The sequence below is a fragment of the Cupriavidus sp. 8B genome, from assembly GCF_054589115.1.
In genome coordinates this window covers 1-519 of record NZ_BAAILO010000624.1, presented here as the reverse complement: position 1 = coordinate 519, position 519 = coordinate 1, and the positions used below count along the sequence as shown (strand labels likewise).

The window sequence follows — 519 nt, the reverse complement described above, 5'->3', positions numbered from 1 at the left end:
CATTGCATATGTTGGCAGAATACCGATGCCCATGCCTTCCAGTACAGCATCGAGGATAAATGGGTAGTCTGCCGATTGTAGCGTTGGCTGGATATGGACGAGCTGGGCGTCCGTATCGTCATTTCGATTTCTAAGCTCGATCGTGGATTCCTGACTTGGCGGCAACCCGATAAAAGTCTGCGACGCGAGGTCCGCGGGGTGGCTAATCGGTCCGCGCCTCTGAAAATAATCCGCGGATGCGCAAAGGACCCAGTCGATAGAACAAACTTCACGCGCGACGTAATCCAAAGGCGGTGTTCGCGCGATCCGCAGCGCGATGTCGACTTCGGAAGCGATAAGATCTTCGATCCGATTATTGAAGGTGATTGTTAGTGAGATTCCCGGATGAATCCGCGCGAACTCTCGTAGCTTCGATCCGACAAATAATCTGCCAATGCCGGTGGGTACGCTGATGCGAATCCGCCCCGTCAGCGTGTGCCCAAGCATGTCGATGGATGCACGGGCGTTATCCAGATCGTC

Annotated in this window: 1 protein-coding gene; it reads right to left on the bottom strand. The window is 54.3% G+C overall.

Features of this window, described 5'->3' with window-relative positions; translation table 11 throughout:
- The coding region (locus ACYP5B_RS51250; protein ID WP_459575179.1) for a substrate binding domain-containing protein at nucleotides 1–519 on the bottom strand (519 nt) is incomplete at both ends.